At 66.1% G+C, this 23,900-nt stretch carries 22 protein-coding genes; 11 read left to right on the top strand and 11 right to left on the bottom strand.

Features of this window, described 5'->3' with window-relative positions; genetic code table 11:
- Nucleotides 1-96: 96 nt before the first annotated feature.
- The 4 genes from QZZ02_RS05985 to QZZ02_RS05970 are packed head-to-tail and all read left to right on the top strand — an operon-like array spanning nt 97 to nt 4,099.
- Nucleotides 97-867 (top strand): lysophospholipid acyltransferase family protein, encoded by a 771-nt coding sequence (locus tag QZZ02_RS05985; protein WP_291843012.1) that lies wholly within the window; start codon nt 97-99, stop codon nt 865-867.
- Nucleotides 864-2,159, top strand: a complete 1,296-nt coding sequence (locus QZZ02_RS05980; RefSeq protein ID WP_291843011.1) for a 3-deoxy-D-manno-octulosonic acid transferase — start codon at nt 864-866, stop codon at nt 2,157-2,159. The genes QZZ02_RS05985 and QZZ02_RS05980 overlap by 4 nt, the downstream gene beginning before the upstream one ends.
- Nucleotides 2,156-3,169: a tetraacyldisaccharide 4'-kinase gene (lpxK, locus tag QZZ02_RS05975; protein WP_291843009.1), complete on the top strand. Its 1,014-nt coding sequence runs from the start codon at nt 2,156-2,158 to the stop codon at nt 3,167-3,169. The genes QZZ02_RS05980 and lpxK overlap by 4 nt, the downstream gene beginning before the upstream one ends.
- A gap of 9 nt (nt 3,170-3,178) precedes the next feature.
- Nucleotides 3,179-4,099, top strand: a complete 921-nt coding sequence (locus QZZ02_RS05970; protein WP_291843007.1) for a lysophospholipid acyltransferase family protein — start codon at nt 3,179-3,181, stop codon at nt 4,097-4,099.
- Between the two features lie 442 nt (nt 4,100-4,541).
- Here the strand turns inward: QZZ02_RS05970 and QZZ02_RS05965 are convergent, their stop codons facing one another.
- Genes QZZ02_RS05965 through xseA form a run of 3 tightly spaced genes read right to left on the bottom strand, consistent with a single transcriptional unit; the run spans nt 4,542 to nt 7,187 of the window.
- The gene (locus QZZ02_RS05965) at nt 4,542-5,453 is read right to left on the bottom strand and encodes a M23 family metallopeptidase (RefSeq protein WP_291843006.1); all 912 of its coding nucleotides are present in this window, start codon (nt 5,451-5,453) and stop codon (nt 4,542-4,544) included.
- Nucleotides 5,450-5,680, bottom strand: a complete 231-nt coding sequence (locus QZZ02_RS05960; protein WP_075188887.1) for a DUF2093 domain-containing protein — start codon at nt 5,678-5,680, stop codon at nt 5,450-5,452. The genes QZZ02_RS05965 and QZZ02_RS05960 overlap by 4 nt, the downstream gene beginning before the upstream one ends.
- A 49-nt stretch (nt 5,681-5,729) precedes the next feature.
- Nucleotides 5,730-7,187, bottom strand: coding sequence for an exodeoxyribonuclease VII large subunit (gene xseA, locus QZZ02_RS05955; RefSeq protein ID WP_291843005.1), 1,458 nt, complete (start codon nt 7,185-7,187; stop codon nt 5,730-5,732).
- A 128-nt stretch (nt 7,188-7,315) separates the two neighbouring features.
- On the opposite strand from xseA, the gene purD reads away from it, so the two are divergent.
- The 5 genes from purD (at nt 7,316) to QZZ02_RS05930 (ending at nt 13,128) form a co-directional block, all read left to right on the top strand.
- Entirely contained in the window at nt 7,316-8,593 is a 1,278-nt protein-coding gene (purD, locus tag QZZ02_RS05950) for a phosphoribosylamine--glycine ligase (RefSeq protein WP_291843004.1), read from the top strand.
- An 83-nt stretch (nt 8,594-8,676) separates the two neighbouring features.
- Nucleotides 8,677-9,975, top strand: a complete 1,299-nt coding sequence (locus tag QZZ02_RS05945) for an amidohydrolase family protein (RefSeq protein ID WP_291843003.1) — start codon at nt 8,677-8,679, stop codon at nt 9,973-9,975.
- A complete protein-coding gene (locus QZZ02_RS05940; RefSeq protein ID WP_291843002.1) occupies nt 9,975-11,039 on the top strand; it encodes a phosphotransferase in 1,065 nt (354 codons plus the stop codon). Before QZZ02_RS05945 ends, QZZ02_RS05940 begins: the two co-directional genes overlap by 1 nt.
- Nucleotides 11,040-11,812: 773 nt before the next feature.
- Nucleotides 11,813-12,556 carry a sulfite exporter TauE/SafE family protein gene (locus tag QZZ02_RS05935; RefSeq protein ID WP_291843001.1) on the top strand — a complete coding sequence of 248 codons (744 nt, stop codon included), beginning with the start codon at nt 11,813-11,815 and terminating at the stop codon, nt 12,554-12,556.
- A complete protein-coding gene (locus QZZ02_RS05930) occupies nt 12,553-13,128 on the top strand; it encodes a GNAT family protein (RefSeq protein WP_291842999.1) in 576 nt (191 codons plus the stop codon). Before QZZ02_RS05935 ends, QZZ02_RS05930 begins: the two co-directional genes overlap by 4 nt.
- Here the strand turns inward: QZZ02_RS05930 and QZZ02_RS05925 are convergent.
- The 3 genes from QZZ02_RS05925 to tadA all read right to left on the bottom strand — a co-directional run bounded on the left by QZZ02_RS05925 (nt 13,125) and on the right by tadA (nt 14,535).
- A complete protein-coding gene (locus QZZ02_RS05925) occupies nt 13,125-13,589 on the bottom strand; it encodes a hypothetical protein (protein WP_291842998.1) in 465 nt (154 codons plus the stop codon). The two genes, QZZ02_RS05930 and QZZ02_RS05925, sit on opposite strands and share 4 nt — an antisense overlap.
- A gap of 105 nt (nt 13,590-13,694) precedes the next feature.
- Entirely contained in the window at nt 13,695-14,027 is a 333-nt protein-coding gene (locus tag QZZ02_RS05920; RefSeq protein WP_291842997.1) for a TfoX/Sxy family protein, read from the bottom strand.
- Entirely contained in the window at nt 14,017-14,535 is a 519-nt protein-coding gene (gene tadA, locus QZZ02_RS05915; RefSeq protein WP_366511507.1) for a tRNA adenosine(34) deaminase TadA, read from the bottom strand. The genes QZZ02_RS05920 and tadA overlap by 11 nt, the downstream gene beginning before the upstream one ends.
- A gap of 14 nt (nt 14,536-14,549) precedes the next feature.
- On the opposite strand from tadA, the gene QZZ02_RS05910 reads away from it, so the two are divergent.
- Entirely contained in the window at nt 14,550-15,701 is a 1,152-nt protein-coding gene (locus tag QZZ02_RS05910; protein WP_291842995.1) for a pseudouridine synthase, read from the top strand.
- 6 nt (nt 15,702-15,707) lie between these two features.
- Nucleotides 15,708-16,268: a 16S rRNA (guanine(966)-N(2))-methyltransferase RsmD gene (gene rsmD / locus QZZ02_RS05905; RefSeq protein WP_291842994.1), complete on the top strand. Its 561-nt coding sequence runs from the start codon at nt 15,708-15,710 to the stop codon at nt 16,266-16,268.
- Nucleotides 16,269-16,600: 332 nt separating this feature from the next.
- Here rsmD and mutL read toward each other — a convergent pair whose 3' ends face one another.
- The 5 genes from mutL to QZZ02_RS05880 form a co-directional block, all read right to left on the bottom strand.
- Nucleotides 16,601-18,490 (bottom strand): DNA mismatch repair endonuclease MutL, encoded by a 1,890-nt coding sequence (gene mutL / locus QZZ02_RS05900; protein WP_291842993.1) that lies wholly within the window; start codon nt 18,488-18,490, stop codon nt 16,601-16,603.
- A 98-nt stretch (nt 18,491-18,588) separates the two neighbouring features.
- Nucleotides 18,589-19,125 carry a DUF3035 domain-containing protein gene (locus QZZ02_RS05895; protein WP_291842991.1) on the bottom strand — a complete coding sequence of 179 codons (537 nt, stop codon included), beginning with the start codon at nt 19,123-19,125 and terminating at the stop codon, nt 18,589-18,591.
- A gap of 81 nt (nt 19,126-19,206) precedes the next feature.
- Nucleotides 19,207-19,806 carry a signal peptidase II gene (gene lspA / locus QZZ02_RS05890; RefSeq protein WP_291842989.1) on the bottom strand — a complete coding sequence of 200 codons (600 nt, stop codon included), beginning with the start codon at nt 19,804-19,806 and terminating at the stop codon, nt 19,207-19,209.
- Nucleotides 19,799-22,771 carry an isoleucine--tRNA ligase gene (ileS, locus tag QZZ02_RS05885; protein WP_291842987.1) on the bottom strand — a complete coding sequence of 991 codons (2,973 nt, stop codon included), beginning with the start codon at nt 22,769-22,771 and terminating at the stop codon, nt 19,799-19,801. The genes lspA and ileS overlap by 8 nt, the downstream gene beginning before the upstream one ends.
- A gap of 180 nt (nt 22,772-22,951) precedes the next feature.
- Nucleotides 22,952-23,896, bottom strand: a complete 945-nt coding sequence (locus QZZ02_RS05880; protein ID WP_291842986.1) for a bifunctional riboflavin kinase/FAD synthetase — start codon at nt 23,894-23,896, stop codon at nt 22,952-22,954.
- Nucleotides 23,897-23,900 lie beyond the last annotated feature (4 nt).

Genomic DNA, 23,900 nt, shown 5'->3' with positions numbered 1-23,900 from the left:
CTTTCGTCTGGCAGCGCATTTAGGCCGGTCTCGCCGATGACGCAACCGCGCGCCATGCTTGACCTTTTGCGCCGTGGAGGTGAGCTAGGGCCTGACATGACCAAACGCCTGCTCTCCCGGCCCTGGGCCCAGGAAGTCCTCGCCTTCCTCATCCTGCTCTATCTTGAGCTGGTGCGGCATTCCATTCGCTGGGAGCACCGCAATGCCGACTATGTCACGACGGTCTGGGATGAGCGCAAACCCATCCTCGGCTGTGTCTGGCATGGCCGTGTGCTGATGGCGTTGCATGGCTGGGCGCGACAAAAGGACCGCATGGTCGCGCTGGCCTCGCGATCGCGCGAGGGCGAGATCGGCTCGCGCCTGGCGCGGTGGTACAAGGTCGGCGTGGTGCGCGGTTCCTCACGCAATCCCGACAAGCCCGGCGCGGCCAAGGGTGGCGAGGCAGCCTATCGCGCCATGGTCCATCATCTCAATGCCGGTGGCTGCGGCGCGGTGACACCGGACGGGCCGCGCGGACCGCGCATGCGGGCCGGCTATGGCGCCGTGCGCATGGCCCGCGATACCGGCGTGCCGATCCTGCCCTTTTCCTGGTCGACCCGGCGCAAGACCGTCCTGCACAAGGCCTGGGACCATCATTGCCTGCCGCATTTCTTCACCCACGGCATCATCATCTGGGGTGAGCCGATCCATGTCGCCAAGGGCGCCGGACCGGACGAGCTGGAAGCCGCCCGCCTCAATCTGGAAACCCAGCTCAACGCAATCACCCGCGAGGCCGACGAGGCCCTCGGCGGTGAGATCGTCGAACCCGACACCAAGCGGCGCTCGGGTACGGGCGGGGCGCGTCGTGAGTCCGAGGCGCCCGCGTGAGCCTGCCGGCCTCACTCCAGCTATACCGCGTGCTCACCGGGCTCGCCGCTCCCCTCCTGCCGGCCATCCTGTCGCGCCGGGCCAGTGCGGGCAAGGAAGACCCGGCACGCCGGCATGAACGCCTGGGACGCCCCGAAATACGCCGCCCGGATGGCCGTCTGATCTGGCTGCACGGGGCCAGCGTCGGTGAGAGCCTGGTCCTCGCCACCCTGGTCGACCAGATGGCAGGGCGGTATCCGGACCTCGAGTTCCTCGTCACCACCGGCACGGTAACGTCCGCAGCGCTGATGGAGAAACGCCTGCCGCCGCAGGCCAAGCATCAATATGTCCCGGTCGACACACCCGGCGCCGTGCGCCGTTTCCTCGATCACTGGCGACCCGATGCCGGCGTGTTCGCCGAGTCGGAGTTCTGGCCGAACCTGCTCACCGAGGCGCGCCGCCGGAAGATTCCGATGGCACTGGTCAATGCCCGCATGAATGCCGCCTCGCTGGAGCGCTGGCGCAAGCGCGGCGATGCGGTCCGCCGCCTGCTCGACGCGTTCGACTGGATCGGCGCCGCCGATACCCGAACCCGTGACGGCCTGGAAAACCTGACCGGCCGCGAAGTCGTCCTGGCCGGCAATCTGAAACTGGAAGCCAGCCCGCTCGCGCCGGACGCCGAGGAATTGTCACGTCTCAGATCCAGCCTTGCCGGACGCCCGGTATGGCTGGCCGCCTCAACGCATGACGGTGAGGAAGCTACGGTCCTGTCGGCCCACAGCCTGCTGCACAAGACCCATCCCGGCGCCCTGCTGATCCTCGCCCCGCGCCATCCCGAACGCGGCAATGCCGTGCAGGAGCTGATCGAGCAGCGCGGCTTCCGGCTGGCGCGGCGTTCAAGGGGTGAGCTGCCCGACGGCCAGGACACCGTCTGGCTCGCCGACACGCTGGGCGAGATGCCGCTCTGGTTCTCCCTCGCGCCGGCCGCCTTCATCGCGGGCAGTCTCCTGCCCGAAATCGGCGGCCACAATCCGGTCGAGGCCAGCCAGGCGGGTGCCTGCGTCATTACCGGACCGCATGTTGCCAGCTTCGACGATCTCTACGCCGCCTATCGCCGCCATGACGCCCTGCTGGAGATAGACGACGCGCTGACCCTGTCGGAAGCTGTCGAGCAAGTCTGGCAAGGGCGGGCGCCATCGCTTGCTGCGGCGAGACGGGCCATCGCCCAGGCCTCCGGCGGCGCGCTCGACACTACGCTCACCGCGATCGGACTGCTGCTGGATGAAGCGGGCAAAACCGGGACGCGATCATGAAGGAACCGGTTTTCTGGCGCACCGATGGCGGTCGCGGCTCCGGCGCCCTGGCGCGGGCGCTGCTGGCTCCGCTTGGCTGGGTTTACGCCTGGGCCGTCGCCCGTCGAATCCGCAAGGCGGCGCCGGTCCGCATCGGGCCAAAGGTGGTCTGCATCGGCAATCTCACCGTGGGCGGGACCGGCAAGACACCGGTCACCCAGACCCTGATGCAACGCCTCGCTGCCATGGACATCACCACCGCCTCCCTGTCGCGCGGCTATGGCGGCTCGCAGGCCGGCCCGCTGCGCGTCGCCCCGGAAGCGCATGGCGCTGACCAGGTCGGCGACGAGCCGCTGCTGCTGGCCCGGACCGGCCAGGCCTGGATCGCGCGCGACCGGGCTGCCGGTGGCCGTGCCATCGACGCGGCGGGCGGTGTCGACCTGGTGCTGATGGATGACGGTCACCAGAATCCCGACCTTGCCAAGGACTGCTCGATCCTTGTGGTCGATGGCGTCACCGGCTGGGGACCGGGGACGATCTTCCCGGCGGGACCTCTGCGCGAGCCGGTCAAGGCGGGCCTCGCCCGCGCCGACGCCGTCATCGTGATGATGCCGGGCCCCGACAAGGAACCGGACTGGTCGGGCCTCGGCCTTGCCGATCTGGAAATCCCTGTCTTCCATGCCTGGCTGGAGCCGGCGGCGCCGCCACCGCCGGGCAAGCTGGTCGCCTTTGCCGGGATCGGACGGCCGCAGAAATTCTTCGATGCGCTGGTCGCCGCCGGCGGCGATCTGGGCGAGGTCGCGGTCTATGGCGATCATCATGCCTTCAGCGCGGGTGACCTGCGCCATCTGGATGCGCTCGCCGCCGCCCATGAGGCGCAGCTGATCACGACCGAGAAGGACTGGGTGCGTCTTCCAGCAGACGCGCGTACACGCATTGCCGCCTGGCCGGTCCGCGCGACCTTTGCCAATCCCGGCGCGCTGGACGGGCTGTTGCGTGACGTCATGGACGCTCGCGGCGAGCTTGGGTAAATCCACGGCATGATAGACGCCCAGCGCAATGCCTCGACCCTGACGCGGATCGGCTGGCGGTTCGAAGCCGCCGCCTGGGATGCCTATGCCGGCTGGTACAAGATCAAGGGGATCGACAAGGCCTCCGACGCGGCCGGCGAGCTCCTGCGCAAGCTCGGCCCGCTCCTGCCGGTGCACAAGGTGGCCCGCATCAACATGCAGCGCTGCTTCCCCGAGGCCGCGGCGCCGGAGATCGAGCGCCTTCTGGGCGGGATGTGGGAGAATTTCGGGCGGCTTGTCGGCGAAATGCCGCATCTGGGTGTCTTCGCCGGGCCGGAGTTCAACGACCGGGTCGAGTTCATCGGCCGCGAGAAGTTCGAAGCCCTGCGCGACACGGGCAAGCCAGCGGTCATCATCTCGATGCACCATTCCAACTGGGAGGTCGCCGCGGCCGCGATCAGCCAGACCGGCCTGCCCTGCCACATCACCTACCGGCCGGCCAATAATCCGCTGATCGACCGCCGCATCTCCGCGATGCGGGTGGGCTATGGCGTCAAGACGCTGACCGCCAAGGGCGGCGATGGCGCCAAGGCGCTGATGCAGGCCCTCAAGGCTGGCGAGTCGGTGGCGCTGATGAACGACCAGAAGATGAATGACGGCGTCGAGGCGCCCTTCTTCGGCCACCCCTCCATGACGGCGCCCGGCCCGACCCGCCTCGCCATGCGCCATGGCTGCCCGCTCCTGCCGCTGTCAGTGCGCCGGATGGGCGGGGCGCGCTTCCGGGTGGAAGTGCACGACCCCATCGAAATCTCGACCAATCCCGACAAGTCCGCCGCCATCATCGAAACGGTGACGCGGATCAATCAATGGGTGGAACGCGAAATCCGCCAGGCGCCCGAGCAATGGTTCTGGGTCCATCGGCGTTGGGCGAAGTCGGTTTACAAGGGCTAGGTGGGGACACCCCATCTGAGCCGCTGCGTGTAAAGCACCGCCTTCCCTCTCCCCCGGGAGAGGGTGGCCGTAGGCCGGGTGAGGGGAAAATCCCGGTGGTGCGGCGCTGATCCCCCTCATCCGTCGCTCCGCGACACCTTCTCCCAAGGGAGAAGGACGCTAGCGTCCGACCTCAGCCCATCAAGTCTGGAGCCGAGACTTGGAATTCCGCTTGGGAAGTAGGTGTCTGTCCCTGTTTATTCACGCGCCTGCGCACACTCATCCATAAACCGCTTGCCGAGAGGTCGCCGTATCCGTTTCTTCAGGTCACGGGCCGCACAGCGGCCGCTTCGCGGTTTCACCCTTGAGCTGAAGAAACGGATACGGCCTGCTGGCTGACAAGCGATGTATGGCTGATTGCGCGCGTGGCGCGAAGGTTCCAGCGAAGGAACTCGCGCCCCGCCTAGCGCAGGTCTGTCAGGTCCAGATCCAGCAGGCTCTGCGGGTCGACATAGAACTGGTTACGCAGCTTCACGCGCCAGTCGAGATGCGAGCCCGTCGCCCGGCCGCCAGCGCCCATGGCGCCGATCAGCTGGCCCTGCTCGACCACGTCGCCGGCCGAAACCTCGACACCGGACAGGTGGAGAAAGGCCGAGACCAGGCCCTGGCCGTGATCAATGAAAATCAGACCGCCTTCGTAATACATGTCCGGCTCGGCCAGGGTGACCAGACCGCCGGCGGGTGCATGGACCGGCGTGCCGACCTCATTGGCCCAGTCCAGCCCCCAGTGCGGGCTGCCTTCATGGCCGTTATTGTAGACGCGGGCCGAGCCATAGACGCCGGTCGTAATGCCCTCGGCGGGTGAGATGAACCCGTCGAGGAAACCCTGCCCCTCCCAGACCGAATTGAAGGCGTCCTGCTTTTGCGCGTATTCGCGCTGACGGCGCGGCAGGGTGGACGGGTCGGGCGTCACGGTCGCCTGCGGCACGCCATCGACATGCTGGAGATTGTACTCGCGCTGGGTGATGAACCAGGTCGGGCTCTCGTCGATCTGGTTGATGCTGTTGGCGACATCCGCCGTCGAAATCTCGAAGACCATTTCTTCGGGCGCGTTGCGCGGAATACCGAGCACGGCAAAACCCTGCGAGTCGGCGATGGCGACACTCTCGCCAAGCTCAAGCCGGGTGCCCGGCTCGAACCGGCAGATGATGAGCGCACCCTCTTCCCGGCGGCCACGGCAGCCCATCGGTCCGGGCACGGCCACTTCCCGCGCTTCCGGTGCATTCCGGGCGATCAGTTCACCGATCGGATCCGACGCATCATCGACGAGAGCCGTCATGGATTGCAGGGCAAGGACGACGGCGAGGCTGATCATTTGCCCGGCTCCGTGTTCAGCTCTATCCAGCGCTGTTTCGCGATCAGCACGTCGCGATAGGCTTCCTGCTCGTCAACATTCCAATAGCGCAACTGGTCCAGCTGGATCGGGTCACCGGTCACGGCGCAACGCACGAAACTGCCCGCCTTCAGGATGATGAAGTCGCTGTCGCCAAACTCGAGAATGGCCTCGCCCTGGAAGTCTTTGTCGAAACTGAAATCACTCATGTTCTTGTCTCTAGCAGGGTTTGCGGGCGAGCGGGAGGGCTGTGCCGCATCAGAAAAGCTTGCCCTGGCCTTCCGCTTCCGGCTTGCCGCGCGGCTTGGGTTTCGGCTTGCTCTTGCGCACGGGCTCCGGCGTTTCCGGTGCCCGTTTCGGCGCTCTGCGACCGCCCTCGATCCGCGCCGCCCGTTCGCCATCGGCAAAGACAAGATCGACGCCCGCCCCTTCGATCAGCGAGGCCCCCGAGCGCACCAGCTTGCCGGCCCGGTCGCGCACCAGCACAAAGCCGCGCTTGAGCACGGACTGGTGCGACAGGGCTTCCAGCCGGGCCGACCAATTGTCGAGATCGCGCTTGCGGTCCCGACGAACCCGGTCGGCAGCCGGGGCGAGACGGCCGGCCCGCTCGGCCAGCAGCTCGCGCTTCTGACGCAGATCGCGCGACAGGGCGGCGGGCTTGAGACCGGCGGCGAGCACCCTGAGGCGCCCGCGTTTCTCGGCGGCATGATTGAGCAAGGCCGGGTCGAGCTTGTCGGCGATCATGTCGAAGCGCTGGCGCTTCAGCTCCATCAGGGAGGCCGGGCGCGGCAGGGCCCGGGCGGCCGAGCGCAACTCGGTGCGGCGGCGTTCGATATGACGCGACAGGGCGGCGACCAGGCGTCCGCCCGTTTGGGTCAGCGAGGCTTTCAGCTCGGCCCGCACCGGCACCGCCATTTCCGCCGCCCCGGTCGGGGTCGGCGCGCGCCGGTCCGAGGCGAAATCAATCAGGGTGGTGTCGGTCTCGTGGCCGACGGCGGAGATCAGCGGGATCGCGCTCTCGGCGGCGGCGCGGACGACGATCTCCTCGTTGAAGGCCCACAAGTCCTCGATCGAGCCACCCCCGCGCGCCACGATCAGCACGTCCGGGCGCGGCACCGGCCCACCGGCCGACAGCGCGTTGAAACCCCGGATCGCTTCGGCGATCTGGCCCGCGGCCGCCTCGCCCTGGACCAGGACCGGCCACAGCAGGACATGGCGCGGGAAACGGTCCTGCAGCCGGTGCAGGATATCGCGGATGACGGCGCCGGTCGGCGACGTCACAACACCGATCGTCGTCGGCAGGAAGGGGATCGCCTTTTTGCGGTCGGCGTCGAACAGGCCCTCGGCGGCGAGCTGTTTCTTGCGTTCTTCCAGGAGCGCCATCAGCGCCCCGGCGCCGGCGGGTTCCATCGACTCGACAATGAGCTGGTATTGCGAACGACCGGGATAGGTCGACAAACGCCCCTCGATGACCACTTCCAGCCCCTCTTCCGGGCGGAAGCGGAAACGCTGGGCCGTGCCCTTCCAGGCGATCGAGGCGATGACGGCCTTGTCGTCCTTGACGTCGAAATAGACATGACCCGACTTGGCCACGATGACCCGGCCCAGCTCGCCACGCACACGGACATGGCCGAACGCGTCCTCGACGGTGCGCTTGAGCGAGCCGGCCAGCTCGGAAACCGTGAATTCGTGGATGTTTCCCGCGGGCGTATTCATGCCTCATCTGGTAAATTGGATTGCCGGGCATCGCAATGTCCAGACTACCGTCGGACAGACTCGCGATTGTCCGGCGATTGCGCTAGGCAGGGCGATCAGAGTGTAGCGACAGACGCATTGAGGGTCAGATGAAGGTTCTGGTTGTCGGATCAGGCGGGCGCGAACACGCCCTGGTGTGGAAAATCGCCCAGAGCCCGATGGTCTCGGCCATTCTGGCTGCGCCCGGCAGTGCTGCCATCAGCGAGCTGGCGAGCTGTCACGATATCCCCGTCTCCGATCTCGATGGCCTGGTCGAGCTGGCCCGAGACGAATCGGTCGACCTTGTCATCATCGGTCCGGAAAACCCGCTCTGCGACGGGCTCGCAGACCGGCTGCGCCAGGCCGGAATCGCAACGTTTGGCCCGTCCCGGCTCGCCGCGCGGCTGGAAGCGTCCAAGGCCTTCGCCAAGGACTTCTACGCCCGTCACAACGTGCCGTCGGCGCGCTATGGCACCTTCTCGAATGCCGGCGAGGCCAAGGCCTTCCTCGACCGGTTCGAGCCGCCTTATGTCCTCAAGGCCGACGGTCTGGCCGCCGGCAAGGGGGTCGTCATCCTGTCCGACCGGGCGGAGGCCGAGGCCGAGATCGATGCTTTCCTGTCGGGCAAGTTCGGCGAGGCGTCCAAGACGCTGGTGATCGAGGAATTCATGACCGGCGAGGAAGTCTCGATCTTCGCCCTGTGTGACGGCAAAACCGTGCTCTATTGCGGCGCCGCCCAGGACCACAAGCGCGTCGGCGAGGGCGATACCGGCCCCAATACCGGCGGTATGGGCGCCTATTCCCCGGCCCCGATCGCCAAGCCCGAACTGATCGACACCGCAATGAAAACGATCATCGAGCCGGTCGCCAACGGCCTCGCCGCCGAAGGCTCGCCCTTCCAGGGCGTACTGTTTGCCGGGCTGATGGTGACCCCGGAAGGCCCCAAAGTCGTCGAATTCAACATCCGCTTCGGCGACCCGGAATGCCAGGTCCTGATGATGCGGATTGAAAACGACCTCCTGCCCTATCTGAATGCCACCGCGACCGGAACACTGGCCGACATGCCACCGCTGAGCTGGACGGCCGAACCGGCGATCACGGTCGTCATGGCTGCCAATGGCTATCCGGACGCCTATGAGAAGGGCAGCATGATCGGCGGCGTCGACGAGGCCAACCGGATGGAGGGCGTGGTCGTGTTTGAAGCCGGTACCGCCCGCAATGCCAAGGGCGAACGCACTGCCACTGGCGGCCGCGTGCTCAATGTCACGGCTTCGGGCGAGACCCTTCACTATGCTGTTGACCGCGCCTATGCCGCCGTCGACCAGATCGACTGGCCCGGCGGGTTTTGCCGTCGCGACATCGCCTGGCGGGCGCTCAAGACGCATTAGCGCAAACGGCGTACTCCGTTTGACTTCGCGGGCATGCTCGTCATCTTCTTGCGCAGACACATGTTTGCGGGGAGGCAGACGAGATGCTGAAATCAGCCATGACCGCGATCGCCCTGATCGCCACCACGACACTTTCCCCGGCCGTACTGGCCCAGGACAGCGATGACGTGCTGACCGTCATCCATGCCGGCTGGCTGCTGGCTGTGCCGGGTGAAGACCCGGCGATGGAGCAATCCATCCTCATTCGCGGCGAGCGCATCGAAGCGATCGAGCCGGGCTATGTGACGCCGGAGGGCGCCACCATTATCGACCTGACCGATGATTACGTGATGCCCGGCTTCATCGACAGCCATGTCCACCTGCAATCGGAGCTGGGCCCGGGCCGGCGTTTCAACACCTTCACCATGTCGGCCTCCGACCTCGCCTTTGACGGTGCGGTCAATGCCCGCACCACGCTGATGGCCGGCTTCACGACGGTGCAGGATGTGGGCGGCAATTTCGAAGCCTCGCTCGCCCTGCGCGATGCCATCGCGGACGGCGACATTCCCGGCCCGCGCCTGCGCATTGCCGGCTCGGCCGTGACCCCGACCGGCGGCCATGCCGACGTCAACGGCTTCTCACTCGACGTGCTGCACATGTTCGCCAGCGAGACCGCCTGCAATGGCGAGGCGCAATGCCGTGAGGCCGTGCGGACGCTGATCCGGGGCGGCGCCGACGTGATCAAGATCACCGCCACCGGCGGCGTCCTCTCCGACACCGCTGCCGGTGTCGAACAGCAATTCTTCGATGACGAACTCGCCGCCATTGTCGAGGCCGCCCACATGATGGGCCGCCGCGTCACGGCGCATGCGCACGGTGTCACCGGCATCAACTCCTTCCTCGAGGCGGGCGGCGATTCAATCGAGCATGGCACCTATCTCGACCGCGAGAGCATCCGCCTGATGCGCCGCAACGGCGCTTATCTGGTCCCGACCGTCCTGGCCGGGGTTACGGTCGCCGAACTGGCCGAGACAGCGGATTTCATGACCGACAACCAGCGCGCCAAGTCGCGCGAAGTGGGTCCGGTCATGCTGGACATGGCCCGCCGCGCCCATGAGGGCGGCGTCACGATCGCCTTTGGCACCGATAGCGGCGTTTCGCGCCACGGGCTGAATGCCCGCGAATTCGAACTCCTCGTCGAGGCCGGCCTCACGCCGATGGAGGCAATCGTCACCGCGACCATCAACGCCTCGCGCCATCTGCAAATGGACAGCGAGATCGGCACGATCGAAGCCGGCCGCTTTGCCGATATCATCGCGGTTGACGGCAATCCGCTGGAAAACATCTCCGAACTCCGCGACATGGATTTCGTGATGAAGGGTGGCGAGGTTTATCGGGACTGATGAGCGAGATCGACGACAGCTTTTCCGGCACCAAGCCGGTTGTGGATGCGCTGGCCTTTGACGAGGCGGCGCTGGCCGAATGGATGACGGGCCATGTGGCGGGCTTCGCCGGCCCGCTCACGGTGGAACAGTTCAAGGGCGGCCAGTCCAACCCGACCTACAAGCTGGTGACGCCGGGCAAGGCCTATGTCCTGCGCCGCAAGCCGCCGGGCAAACTCCTGCCGTCGGCCCATGCCGTCGATCGCGAATTCCGGGTGATGAAAGCGCTGGGTGGCCAGGGTTTTCCGGCGCCCGTCATGCACGGGCTGTGCCTGGAGCGCGAGGTCATCGGCACCGAATTCTACATCATGGATTTCGTCGAGGGCCGGATCTTCTGGGATCCGCTCCTGCCCGATCTCGACAAGGCCGAGCGCGGCGCCATTTATGACGCCTCCAACGCCACACTCGCCCATTTGCACGGGATTGATGTCGAGGCCGCCGGTCTCGGCGACTACGGCAAGCCGGGCAATTATTTCCAGCGCCAGATCGGCCGCTGGACCAAGCAATACCGGGCCGCCGAGACCGCGACGGTGCCGGCCATGGACCGACTGATCGAATGGCTGCCGACGGCCGCCCCCGAGCAGGAACGCACCAGCGTCGTGCATGGCGATTATCGCCTCGACAACATGGTCTTCCATCCCACCCAACCGCGCGTCATCGCGGTGCTGGACTGGGAATTGTCCACCCTGGGCGACCCGCTGGCCGATTTCACCTATCAGCTGATGGGCTGGGTCATGCCGCCGGAGATCCGTAATGGCCTGCTGGGCGTCGATATCGCAGCGCTGGGTATCCCGACGATCGAGCAATACACCCAGGCCTATTGCGAGCGCACCAACCGCGCCGGCATTCCGGCGCTGGATTTCTACTTCGCCTACAACATTTTCCGCCTGACCTCGATCATCCAGGGCGTCTATGCCCGGTCCTTGCAGGGCAATGCCTCCAACGCCACCGCGTCGCAGATGGGCGCCGCCGTGGAACCGATGGCCGAGGCCGCGTGGGGATTTGCGAAACAGGCGGGGGCTTAGGGGGAAGGCGGGCTGGCGTATTGGGCGCTGACCATCACCGATCTTTCCGGCGGCGACTTTCTTCGGCGAAGACCGCAAAGCCGACGGCCGTCACCATCAATCCTGTGAAGACCATGAGCGGCCACAAGGTGACCTGAAGATCGCCGATCACCGGTCTGCCTCCGGCTTACCGGGAAAACGCAAATCCGAAGCCGCGTCCGGCGCGAGCGGAGCGCGATTGCCTCTCCGGTTGCGGGCGTGCCGCGCAGCGCCGCGTGTGTCCGAAATGCCGAACACCCGACCGACGGACCTGGCCCTTTCGGCGGGCCTTCCGCTTGCTCTCCTCGGCGAGGACCACGAACCCGACGACTGTCGCCATCAAGGCGAGCACTGCCCAAGCCGGCCAAAGCGCGATTTCGACATCAGCCATCATTCCACTCGCTCCCCGCGCCCGAGATAGAAGGCGCAGACCCAGCCTGTCACAATCAGTGACATGCCCGCGAGAAAGCTGCCCGGCCGCGCAGCACTCTTCCCTGCGAACAGGGACAGGCCGAGCAAGCCCAGCCCAAGCGCGCGACTTGTCTCCTCCCAGCTTTTCCAAAGCGCAGCATTCGCCGTTGCGCAACGTGGTCGCCAGCGAAGCCCTCGCGCCAGGACCACCGTCGCCAAGCGCTTGAGAGTTCGGCCCCACTTCGACATACCCGCACACCACAAGTTCTGGCTATGCTCCGCAAGCTTCACACCCGCCTGCACTCCCGACTCGCCGGACCGGAACGGGGCGATATAGTCCGCGCATGACCGCTGCCTTTCTCCTGCTCGCGACCTTTGTGACCGCCTTCATTTCAGGCGTGTTCGGCATGGCGGGCGGGCTGATCCTGATGGGGGCGCTGGCGCTGGTCCTGCCGGTCGCCTCGGCGATGGTGGTTCACGGCATCATCCAGAGCGTGTCCAATGGCTGGCGCGCCGTCCTTCATCTCAAATGGATCGACTGGCGCACCCTGGCCATCTATCTCGCCGGTTCGGCTGCCGCAGCCGGCCTGCTCGCCTTCGCCAGTTTCGAACTGTCCAAACCCTGGCTCTTCATCATCCTGGGACTGGTGCCAGCCGTGATCTGGCTGCCCAAGCGCGTCCTGCATCTCGACGCCGCGCGGCCGCACCACGCCGTGGCCTGTGGCTTCGTGGTCACCGGTCTCAATGTCGTGGCCGGCGTGTCCGGCCCGCTGCTGGACGTCTTCTTCGCCGATACGCAAACCGACCGGCGCAGCATTGTGGCGACCAAGGCGGCGACCCAGGTGGTCAGCCATGGCGTCAAGATCGCCTATTACATCCTGCCCGCCCTCACCGCCGCCTCCCTGCCGTCCGTGCAATGGCTGCTGGTCGCTGCCCCGCTGGCCATTCTCGGCACCACGGCGGGCGCGCGTTTCCTGGCACTGATGAGCGATGTCCAGTTCCGCAAATGGACGAAATGGATCGTCTCGGTCATCGGCGGCGTCTATGTGGTGCGCGGCGTGCTCTTGCTTGTCGGAGGTTCGGCATGATCATAATCCCGATGGTGCGCGAGAATGCGATTGTCCGCCTTGAGCCGCTCACGGACGGCCATCGCGAGGAACTTCGCCCGCTCGCTGACGAGGCCGAGATCTGGGCGCTGACCTCGCTGCGTGGCGACGGCCCGCATTTCGATACCTGGTTCGACCTGATGCTGTCGGGCACGAGCGCCGGGACACAGGTCAGTCATCTGGTGCGCCGACAAAGCGATGGGGCGGCGGTCGGTCATTCGGCCTGGCTGACGCTGGCGCCGGAACACAGGCGGCTGGAGATCGGCTGGACCTGGTATGGCAGGACCGCGCGCGGGACCCGGGTCAACCCGGCGGCCAAACACCTGTTGCTGGGCGGTGCTTTCGAGGCCGGCGCCGAGCGGGTCGAGCTCAAGACCCATCACCTCAATGCGCGTTCGCAAGCGGCGATGACGAAAATGGGGGCGACCCGCGAAGGCACGCTGCGCCGCCATCTCCTGTGCTGGACAGGCGACTGGCGCGACACGGTCTTCTTCTCGGTTCTGCGGGAGGAATGGCCGGCCGTGAAAGCCGGCTTGGAAGCGCGCTTCGCCTAGCCGGCGAAGCAGGTATCCGTGAGACCGGCGATACGGCCGCCGCGAATCTCGAGTTCGACCTGGCCGGCGAGACGATCATCCGTGGAATAGACCAGAAGGTCTGCCGGGGAGCCGGCCGAGAGGACCGCGACCGAACGGCGGCTGGCCGCTGTCGAGGTGCGGATAAAGATCGCGGTGCCGGAAGCGGCAGGCTGCAGACCGGGGCGGACAATGGCGCCGGGACGACCCAGCTCGATCACCGATTGCCCGGTTTCAAGTTCCATCTCCGAGCCGATGGCCGAGATATGCCCGGCCTCGATCAGGATGTCCTGGTGATCCCATTCGCCCGATGCGTCGATGATGGTGACGTCGCGCAGGAGGATCGACGCGGCCGCGCACTCGGCGGTCTCGGCCAGGACTGCGCCGGATCCGGCAAGGGCCAGGGCGGAAGCGAGAACGTATTTGATCAGTGCACGACGCATGATGGGGCTCCGAAAGGATGGCTCCTCATCGTCCGGGCACGGATTCAACTCAAGACAAGGTTTTATGACAGATTGGTATTAACGCAAATTATCGAAATTTCGCAATCACTTGGCCGGCAGCGTGTTGACGAAGTCGGCGGTCATTTTCGCCCAGGCCGCCAGGGCGTCGTCATCAAGGTCGGACGGGCCGTCCACCGTCACCCAGCCCGTCATCACCCGGCCGGTCACATCCATCTCGCGAGCGCCGGGTTTGGCCAGGGCAGCGGCATATTGATCCGGTCCCACGCGAACATGCAGCTCGTCCCTGGAGGTGCCGAAACTCATATTTCCCCTGATCATCAGAGCGACCCCGCCAAACATGCGCCGACGCTCCGGGCTATGGCCAAGGGCGACAAGGGCCGCTTCCATGCGGTCAACCAGATCGGGATCATGCACCATCGCCAGCCTCCGCCGGTTTCGCCTTGCGCCGGGCCCGAAAGAAATCCTTGAGCAGGGTCGCGCCGTCCTCGGCCAGGATGCCGGAGACCACCTCGGGACGCCAGTGACAGGTCGGCTGCTCGAAAAAGCGCGGCCCGCTGACCACCGCCCCGCCCTTGGGATCGCTGGCGCCAAAGACCAGCCGGCCGATGCGGGCATGGCTGATGGCACCGGCGCACATGGCGCAGGGCTCCAGCGTGACATAGAGTTCCAGACCCGTGAGCCGGTAATTGCCCAGCAGCAAGGCAGCGTCGCGCAGGGCAAGGATTTCCGCATGGGCGGTCGGATCATGACCGGCAATCGGGCGATTATGCGCCTGTGCGATGATACGGTCCGTGGCCGGATCGACGACCAGAGCACCGATCGGCGCCTCGCCAGCCTCAGCTGCCGCTTGCGCCAGGCGTAGCGCCGCCGTCATAAAACGTGTATCGCGCGGGTTCGTCATACTGCGCGCACTAGAGCGCCGCATCGAAAGGGTCAAGCGTGACCGGGACTGCCGACACTTCTGAACGTATTGCCAAATTCCTCGCCCGCGCCGGTGTGGCCTCGCGCCGCGAGGTCGAGCGCATGATCGAGGGCGGCCGGATCAAGGTCGATGGCAAGACGCTCGACACGCCGGCCTTCAAGGTCACGGGCACCGAAAACATTGAGGTGGACGGCAAGCGGGTCGAACCGCCGGCCGCCACCAAGCTGTGGCGCTATCACAAGCCGGACGGTCTGGTGACCACCCATGCCGACCCGGAAGGCCGCGAGACCGTGTTCGATGCCATTCCCAAGGATATCGGCCGGGTGATCTCGATCGGGCGCCTGGACCTGACCTCGGAAGGCCTGCTTCTGCTGACCAATGACGGGGCGCTCGCCCGCGCCCTGGAACTGCCCTCAACCGGCTGGACCCGCCGCTACCGCGCCCGCGCCTTCGGTTCGATCAACGAGAACGCACTGAAAATCCTGCGCGCCGGGGTGACCGTCGAGGGGATCAAGTACGGCCCGATGGAAGTCGAGGTCGAGCGCGAAACCGGTTCGAACATCTGGCTGGAGGTCGGCATCCGCGAAGGCAAGAACCGCGAGGTCCGCAAAGCGCTCGACGCCGTCGGCCTGCGCGTCAACCGGCTGATCCGCATCGCCTATGGTCCCTTCCAGCTCGGCCAGCTGGAGAAGGGCGAGATCAAGGCGGTGCCGTCGCGCGTGCTGCACGACCAGTGCGGGCACCTGATCGAGATGGGCGCGGTTCCCACCGGCCAGGCGATTGCCAAGCCGCGCGCGCCGAGCCGTCCGCCGCGCAAGCCCGGCCAATCGGGTCACAAGCCCGGTGTTCGTGCCATGGGCGGGCCGGGCCAGCCGGGCCGTCCCAGGCGCGAGATCGATGACAGCCTGATCGAACCGACGCTGAAAGGTCGCCCGCTGGATGCCAAATCCACCCGCGCCCGGCGCGACAAGGATGGCAAGCCGACGGCCAAACCGGCCCCGCGACCGAGTGGCCCCAAGGGCAGTGCACCCAAAGGCTCGCGCGATGATGGCCCGCGCGGCGGCGGCCCTCGCACTGGCGGACCCCGCACAGGCGGACCCCGCAGCGGCGGACCGGGCGGCAGCAGCGGCCGTTCCGGCGGGCCACGCAAGCCGGGCGGGCGGAGCTAGTCCGGCATGCGGATCGTCGGTGGCCAGTACCGCAATCGCGCCCTCGTCGCGCCGAAGGGCAAGTCGACCCGTCCAACCTCGGACCGGGCCCGCGAGAACATGTTCAATGTGATCGAGCATGCCGACTGGTGCCCGCCGATCAAGGGCGCCAGGGTCGCCGACATCTATGCCGGCTCCGGCGCGCTTGGCCTGGAAGCCCTGTCACGCGGCGCCGCCTTCTGCCTCTTCATCGAGTTCGCGGCCGAGGCGCGCGGCGCCATCCGCGACAATGTCGATGCGCTGCAGCTGTTCGGCATCACCCGCATTCACCGCCGCGACGCCACCGCACTGGGCGAAAAACCGTCCAATCTCGGCGCCCCCTTCACCCTCGTCTTCCTCGACCCGCCCTACGGTTTCGGCCTCGGAACCAAGACGCTTGAGAAGCTGATCGAGGGCCACTGGGTCAGTGAGGATGCCGTCGCCGTGCTGGAAGTCGGGGTGGAGGAAACGCCCGAAACACCGGGCTGGACCTGCCAGGTTGAGAAAACCTATGGCGCGGCGAAAGTGCTGTTTTTGACGCGGGGCTAAGCCCCCCTCATCCGCTCATTTGTCATCCCGGACGAATACCCCGCGAAAGCGGGAGGAGATCCGGGACCCACAAGCCCGGCGCCGCCAACATCGCGCATATGGGTCCCCGCTCTGCGGCCTGCCTTCGCAGGCCATAAGCCTGCGCCCGCGAACGCGGGTGGCGGGGATGACAAGGAGGGGGGCCGTGAGAGAGTTGCCTTCCCTCTCCCTTGGGAGAGGGTGGCCGAAGGTCGGGTGAGGGGTAAATCCCGGTGCCGGCCAGCTGATCCCCCTCATCCGTCGCTAAGCGACACCGTCTCCCAAGGGAGAGGGCCAGTGCCGCCCCGACTGACCTAACGCCGCCCGAACAGCCGCTCGATATCGCTCAGCTTGAGCTCGACATAGGTCGGGCGGCCGTGATTGCACTGGCCGGAATGGGGCGTCGCCTCCATTTCGCGCAGCAGGGCGTTCATTTCCTCGCCGGTGAGGCGGCGGCCGGAGCGGACGGAGCCGTGGCAGGCCATGGTGCCGACCACGTCTTCCAGCTTTTCCTTGAGAGAAAGCGCCTGGTCGTATTCCGCCAGATCATCGGCGAGATCGCGGATCAGGCCCTGCACGTCGAGCTTTTTAAGCAGCGACGGCGTTTCGCGCACGGCGATGGCGCCCTGGCCGAAAGCCTCGATCACCAGGCCGAGTTCTTCGAGCTCGTCGATGCGGTCGAGCAGGCGGCGCGCCTCGGCCTCGTCGAGATTGACGATTTCCGGCACCAGGAGACGCTGACGCTGGACCCCGGTCTCGGCGATCATCTTCTTCATGCGCTCATAGACGAGGCGTTCATGGGCGGCGTGCTGGTCGACGATGACGATGCCATCGGCCGTCTGGGCGACGACATAGGTCTCGTGCAACTGCGCCCGCGCGACGCCGAGCGGCCAGTCCGGCGGCGGCGCTGAGGCTTGCTGGTCCGGTGCGAAGCCCTGGGCCGAACCTTCACCAAAGCCGGAGCCGTAACCAGCCTGATCCGGTTCGACACGGGCCGACATGCCCGGATCGAAAACCCGGTCCTGGACCGGTTCGGACGGCGGACGCGCGGCGCCCCAGCCGGCGAGGCTGGCGGTGTGGGACTGATAGCCGCCCGGCGGCGGTTGTGGCGGCTGCCAGCCTTCCGGTCGCACCCGCCCCAGCGCATAGCCGGCGACCGTGGTCGAGGCGCGGTGGCCGGCGGCGGCCAGGGCATGACGCAGAGAGCCGACAATCAGCCCGCGCACCAGCCCGGCATCGCGGAAGCGGACCTCGGCCTTTGCCGGGTGGACATTGACGTCCACGAGGCCGGTCGGCAGTTCGACATTGAGTGCCACGACCGGATGGCGGTCACGGGCGAGGAAATCCTGATAGGCGCCGCGCACCGCCCCGCCCAGCAGCTTGTCGCGGACCGGACGGCCATTGACGAAGAGATACTGGTGCATGGACGAGCCGCGCGAATAGGTCGGCAGGCTGGCAAAGCCGAAAATGCGGACGCCGTCGCGCTCCTGGTCGACCTCGAGCGCGTTCTCGCCGAAGTCCGAGCCGAGGATGGCCGACATGCGGGCGATGCGGGCCTCGGCCCCCTCGCCGCGCTCGGCCGCCACGGACAGGCGCTTGCGCCCGTCCAGGGTCAGGAAAAAGCCGACATCGGGCCGCGACATGGCCATGCGCTTGACCACGTCGGTGATACCGAGATTTTCCGAGCGTTCCGATTTGAGGAATTTCAGGCGGGCCGGTGTGGCGTAGAAAAGATCGCGCACCTCGATCCGTGTGCCGCCGCGTCCCAGTGGTGCGGCCGGGGCAATGCCATTGGTCTTGCCGCCCTCGAGCAAGATGGTCCAGGCATCGCCCTCGCCCCTGGCCTGGGTCGTGATGCCGAGACGGGCGATCGAGCCGATCGAGGGCAAGGCCTCGCCGCGAAAGCCCATGGTGGCGATGTTGAGCAGATCATCCTGCCCGTCCGCGCCGACCGGCAGTTTGGAGGTGGCGTGGCGCTCGATGCAGAGCTCGAGCTCTTGAGGGCTCATCCCCTTGCCGTCATCCTCGATCAGGAGGCGGACCAGACCACCGCCCTCGGCGGTGATGTCGATCCGGCGCGCGCCGGCATCCAGCGCATTCTCGGCCAGTTCCTTGACGACAGAGGCCGGCCGCTCGACGACTTCGCCGGCAGCAATACGGTTCACCGTCTCCGGTGGCAGGCGTCGGATAATCGGTTGGGTCATGGCCAAAGACATAGGGCCAGCCTCTTGGCTGGCCCTGAGTCGGTCAAGTGCCTGGGTCGGTCAGACCTGCGAGCCCGCACGGGACCCGCGCAGGCGGATCAAAGACCGGGAAGCTTCGGCAGGAGGCGACGGTCGCGCTCGATTTCCACTTCGCCACCGCCGGTGACATTCTGGATGCGCTCCTGGGCCAGGGCTTCGGCTTCGGCGTCGAGCGGCGTGGCATCACCCTGCGGACGATACTCGCCGTCACGCCAGAACAGGACCATGTCGGCAAATCCGCGATTCTTGCGGACGACACTGGCCATCTCGCCATCAATGATGGAGCGGATGAAGGGATCGGCCGAACCGCCACCGGCGCGGGCCACCAGGAGAGCCTCGGCGTCAGAGCCTTCAAACTCGCCTTGCGAGCCGAGCAGGGCCGCGCGGGCCTGCTGGTCGGGATAGATCTCGTCCGGGCGCGGCTCGCCGGGACGCGGCGGACGCAGATTGTATTCCGGCGGAACCGTCAGCGGTGCGATGGTCACGGTGCGGAACTCGTCCGGCGTCGAACGCTCGGCGCCGAGCGCGCGCGACACATTGCTGCAGCCGGATAGGGCGATGGCCGCAGTGGTCGCGGCAATAAGAGCAGTACGCATACGCATCTCTGTGAGACTCCGAATTCTTGTCTGGCCCAGTTTTACCTGAAGCCGGGGTGTCACTCCACCCCGCATTCCACACTAGGTGTCGGAGGCGGGTTTGCGATCATTGATAAAGACGTCGAGCACGATGGCCGCGACGCCGAGATTGATGCCGACATCCGCTACATTGAAGACGTAGGGAAAATAGACATCGGAAAAATTGAGGAAATCCACGACTGCACCATAGAGGCCACGGTCGATGGCATTGCCCAGAGCGCCGCCGATAATGAAGCCGAAGGCAATCCCCTGGAGTCTGCGCGTCGCCTTGATCGGGCCGGTATTGAGCAGGCCGGCGATCAATCCGATGGCGACCAGCACGGAAAAGGCGATGAGAATGGTTCGCCCGACTGGCCCGTCAGCCCCGAGAAGCCCGAAGCTGACACCCTTGTTCCACACCATGGTGAGATCAAAGACCGGCGAGACCTCGATATGACCGCAGGTATTGGCAAGAAGCAGCCGCTCGGCGCCCTCGGCCCGCTGGTAGTCCAGACAGCCCTCCGGCGAGAAGTTGAGGCCGGCCAGCACCCACCATTTCGACAATTGGTCGAGCACCAGAACAATAGCCGCGATACCCAGGCCGAGGCGCGGGACCGGCGACGCGGCAAGGCGCCGCCGGATCTCAAACGCCCATTCAGGCATGTGTTGCGTCCCACCAGGCGACGGCATCGGCATCACGCGGGCTCAGGTCCGGATAGCGGGGATCTGCACCGATCGCGGTCGAGTATTTCCACGAGCGCGCACATTTGCTGCCTTCAGCCCGGCCCGGGACGACGGCGACGTCGGCCACATCATCAAGGCGGAAGGCCTCGCCTTCGGCGGCCCCGTCAACCAGGTAGGCCTGGCTGGTGATGCCGATCTCGGCCAGGAAGTCGTCGACATCGCCCGAAGTCTCGGCCGACAGTGCGGCGCGATAGGCGGCATCGGTGACATGCACACGCGGCGCGGCTTCCAGGCTGGACCCGATCCGCTTCTCGCGACGCTCGACTTCCAGCGCCCCGTTCACCACGCGGCGCAGGCGGCGGATGGTGCGCCAGTTCTCGGCCAGCGCCCCGTCATGCCAGTCGCGCGGCGTTTTCGGGAATGTCCGAAGATGCACGCTGTCATCCTCGGACGGGAAACGCGACAGCCAGACCTCTTCCATGGTGAAGGGCATGATCGGCGCCAGCCAGGCGGTCAGGCGCATGAAGATTTCATGCATCACCGAGCGGCAGGCCTTGCGCCGGCTATCGTCGGGCCGGTCGCAATACAGGCTGTCCTTGCGGATATCGAGATAGAAGGCCGACAGGTCGACGACGCAGAAATTGAACAGCGCCGCATAGACCTTCTTGAAGTCATAAGTCGCATAGCCGTCGCGCACGACACCGTCGAGCTCATGCAGGCGATGCAGCATGAAGCGCTCGAGCGAGGGCATGCGGTCGTGCGGGACGTGTTCGAGCGTCTGGTCGTAACCGTGCAGCGCGCCGAGCAGATAGCGCAGCGTGTTGCGCATCTTGCGATAGGCATCGACCGAGGTCTGCAGGATCTCCTCGGAGATGCGCAGATCGTCGGTGAAGTCCTGGGCGGCGGCCCACAGGCGCAGGATCTCGATCCCGTATTTCTTGCCGATCTCGATCGGGGCGAGGACATTGCCCAACGATTTCGACATCTTGCGGCCATCGCCGGCCATGACGAAACCGTGCGTCAGCACGGCGTCATAAGGTGCGCGGCCGCGCGTGCCGGCGCTTTCCAGCAAGGACGACTGGAACCAGCCGCGATGCTGATCCGAACCTTCCAGATAAAGATCGGCCGGCCATTTCTGATCGGCCCGCGGCTCGAGCGCAAAGGCGTGCGTACAGCCACTGTCGAACCAGACATCGAGGATATCGGTGATCTTCTCGTAATTCCCGGCGTCATACTCGCTGCCGAGGAAATCGGCGGCGGGGCGCTCGATCCACGCATCGGCACCATCGGCGGCGACCGCATCGATGATCCGCTCATTGACCGTCGGGTCATTGAGCACACGGGTCGTGCCCTTCTCGACAAACATGGTCAGCGGCACACCCCAGGCGCGCTGGCGCGAAACCAGCCAGTCGGGGCGCTGCTCGACCATGGAGCGGATGCGGTTCTCGGCGATCTTCGGCGTGAAGCTGGTCTCGCTGATCCCCTTGAGGGCCTTCTCGCGCAGCGTGCCGCCGGACTTCATCGGCCGGTCGATGGCGACGAACCATTGCGGCGTATTGCGGAAGATGACCGGTGCCTTGGAGCGCCAGGAGTGCGGATAGGAGTGCTCAAGACGACCGCGGGCGAGCAGCTTGCCCTGCACGATCAGCTCGTCCATGACCGCCTTGTTGGCCGGGCCGTCCTGGCCCTGCTTCTTGCCGTCGAGACGGATGATGTTCATCCCCGCAAAAACCGGCACATGCGGATAATAGGCACCGTTCTCGTCAACCATGTGCGGGACGGGGGCGTCCTTGTCATGCCATTCCGGCGCTGACATCCAGGCGACATAGTCCTCGGCACCATGGCTGGGCGCCGTGTGCACGAAACCGGTACCGGCCTCGTCGGTAACATGCTCACCCGGCAACAGCGGCACCGGATAACTCCAGAACCGGTCGAGTTCCGAGAGCGGGTGCGAGCAGACAAAGCCGCCCGGGTCGATCGTGTCGACGCGTTCCCAATTGCCGATCATCGCCGCCTTGGCAGTCTCTTCCCACAGCGCGTCGGCCACGATCAGGAGATCGCCGGGCATGGCCCAGGGCTTGAACTCGCCACCATCGACGCCGGTGACCTTGTAGAGGCCGTATCGGATCTCCGGCGAGAAACAGATCGCGCGATTGCCGGGGATCGTCCAGGGCGTGGTCGTCCAGATGACGACATGAGCGCCGATACAGGTTTTCGGGATCGCCGTGCCATCCTTGCGGACACCGCGCACCGGGAAGCGCACGAAGATCGTCGAGGACACCTTGTCCTGATACTCGACCTCGGCCTCGGCCAGGGCGGTTTTCTCGACCGGCGACCACATCACCGGGGCAGAGCCACAATAAACCAGGCCCTGTTCCACAAAGGCGAGGAATTCGCGCACGATCGCGGCTTCGGCCTCGAAAGCCATGGTGGTGTAGGGATCATCCCACTCGCCGCTGACGCCCAGGCGCTGGAATTCGGATGACTGGATGCCGACCCATTCGCTGGCATATTTGCGGCACTCGGCGCGGAACTCCTTGACCGGGATGTCGTCCTTGTTGCGCCCCTTGGCGCGGAAATTCTGTTCGACCTTCCACTCGATCGGCAGGCCATGGCAGTCCCAGCCCGGACGATAGGGCGCGTCGAAGCCGGCCATCTGCTTGGAGCGGACGACCATGTCCTTGAGGATCTTGTTCATCCCGGTGCCGATATGGATATGGCCATTGGCATAGGGCGGACCGTCATGCAGCACCCAGCGCTCACGGCCCTCGCCCTGGGCCCGAAGACGCTTGTAGAGGTCGAGTTTCGCCCAGCGTTCCAGCCATTCCGGCTCGCGCTGCGGCAGGCCGGCGCGCATCGGGAAATCGGTGGTCGGCAGGAAAAGCGTGTCTTTGTAGTCGCGACCAGCGTCTGTTGCGTCGGTCTTCGAAGGCGTGTCCGTCATCGGATCGGATCCTTGCGGTCTTTTATGGTCATGGGTTCAAGGCAGGACATGTCCCGGAACCGCCCACATCACACGCGGCGGCCCGGGCCGGTAATTCGCCCGATGGCAAGGGCAGTGGCAGGCGCTGCCGGGCATATGAACAAGGACATCGAGACCATGCCTCGCGTGTAACAGAGCCCGTCAGGCCGGTCCAGACAGACCGCTCAGCACCGCGCGGGCGGCCTCGGCATCTGCGGCGATCTGCGCCTTGAGGGCGTCGAGCCCGTCGAAGCGCCTTTCCGGGCGGATATGATCAAAGAACTCGACCTCCAGCGTGCGTCCATAGAGGTCACCCGTCCAGTCGAGCAGATGCACTTCCAGCAATTCGGTTGCGCCATCAACGGTCGGGCGCTTGCCGATATTGGCGACCGCGGCAATGGACGGGCCGCCACCATCAACGCCGACCCGCACCGCATAGACACCATAATCCGGGCGCACGAAGTCGCCCAGGGTGAGATTGGCGGTCGGGAAGCCGATCGTGCGGCCGCGCTGGTCGCCACGCTGGACGATGGCCTCGACGGCCCAGGGCGTGCCGAGCAGGGTTTCTGCAGCGCGCATGTCGCCATCATGGATCGCCTTGCGGATGCGGGTCGAGGAGACCTTGTCGGCGCCATTGCCGTGCAGTTCGGCGAAGGCCGTCGCGATCCCGTGTTCTGCACAGAGGCGCGCGAGATCATCGGTCGCGCCGGTCCGGCCGGCGCCGAAGCGGAAATCCTCGCCGGTGACAATGCCGGCGATGCCCAGCCCTTCGGCGAGAACATTGCCGACGAATTCGGCGGGCGTCATCCGGGCCATGTCCATCGAAAACGGCAAGACGTGCAGCTGCCGGACGCCGAGACTTTCCAGGATCGCATTGCGGCGGCGCTCGCTCATCAGGCGGAAGGCCGGTGCATCGGGCGCGAAGAAGCGGCGCGGATGGGGATCGAACAGGGCGGCGCCGAGCGGAGCGTCCAGCGTCTCCGCCAGGCCGCCGGCCAGGGCGATGACATGACGATGCCCCATATGGACACCGTCGAAATTGCCGAGCGCAATGACGGCGCCGCGGCTGTCTACGGGGAGACCGCTATAACCCTGCAGGATCCGCATCGGT

This window comes from Maricaulis sp. (assembly GCF_015665295.1).
Lineage (GTDB): Bacteria > Pseudomonadota > Alphaproteobacteria > Caulobacterales > Maricaulaceae > Maricaulis.
Note: the sequence above shows the minus strand (reverse complement) of the source record. Positions and strands in the feature narration are given on the sequence as shown.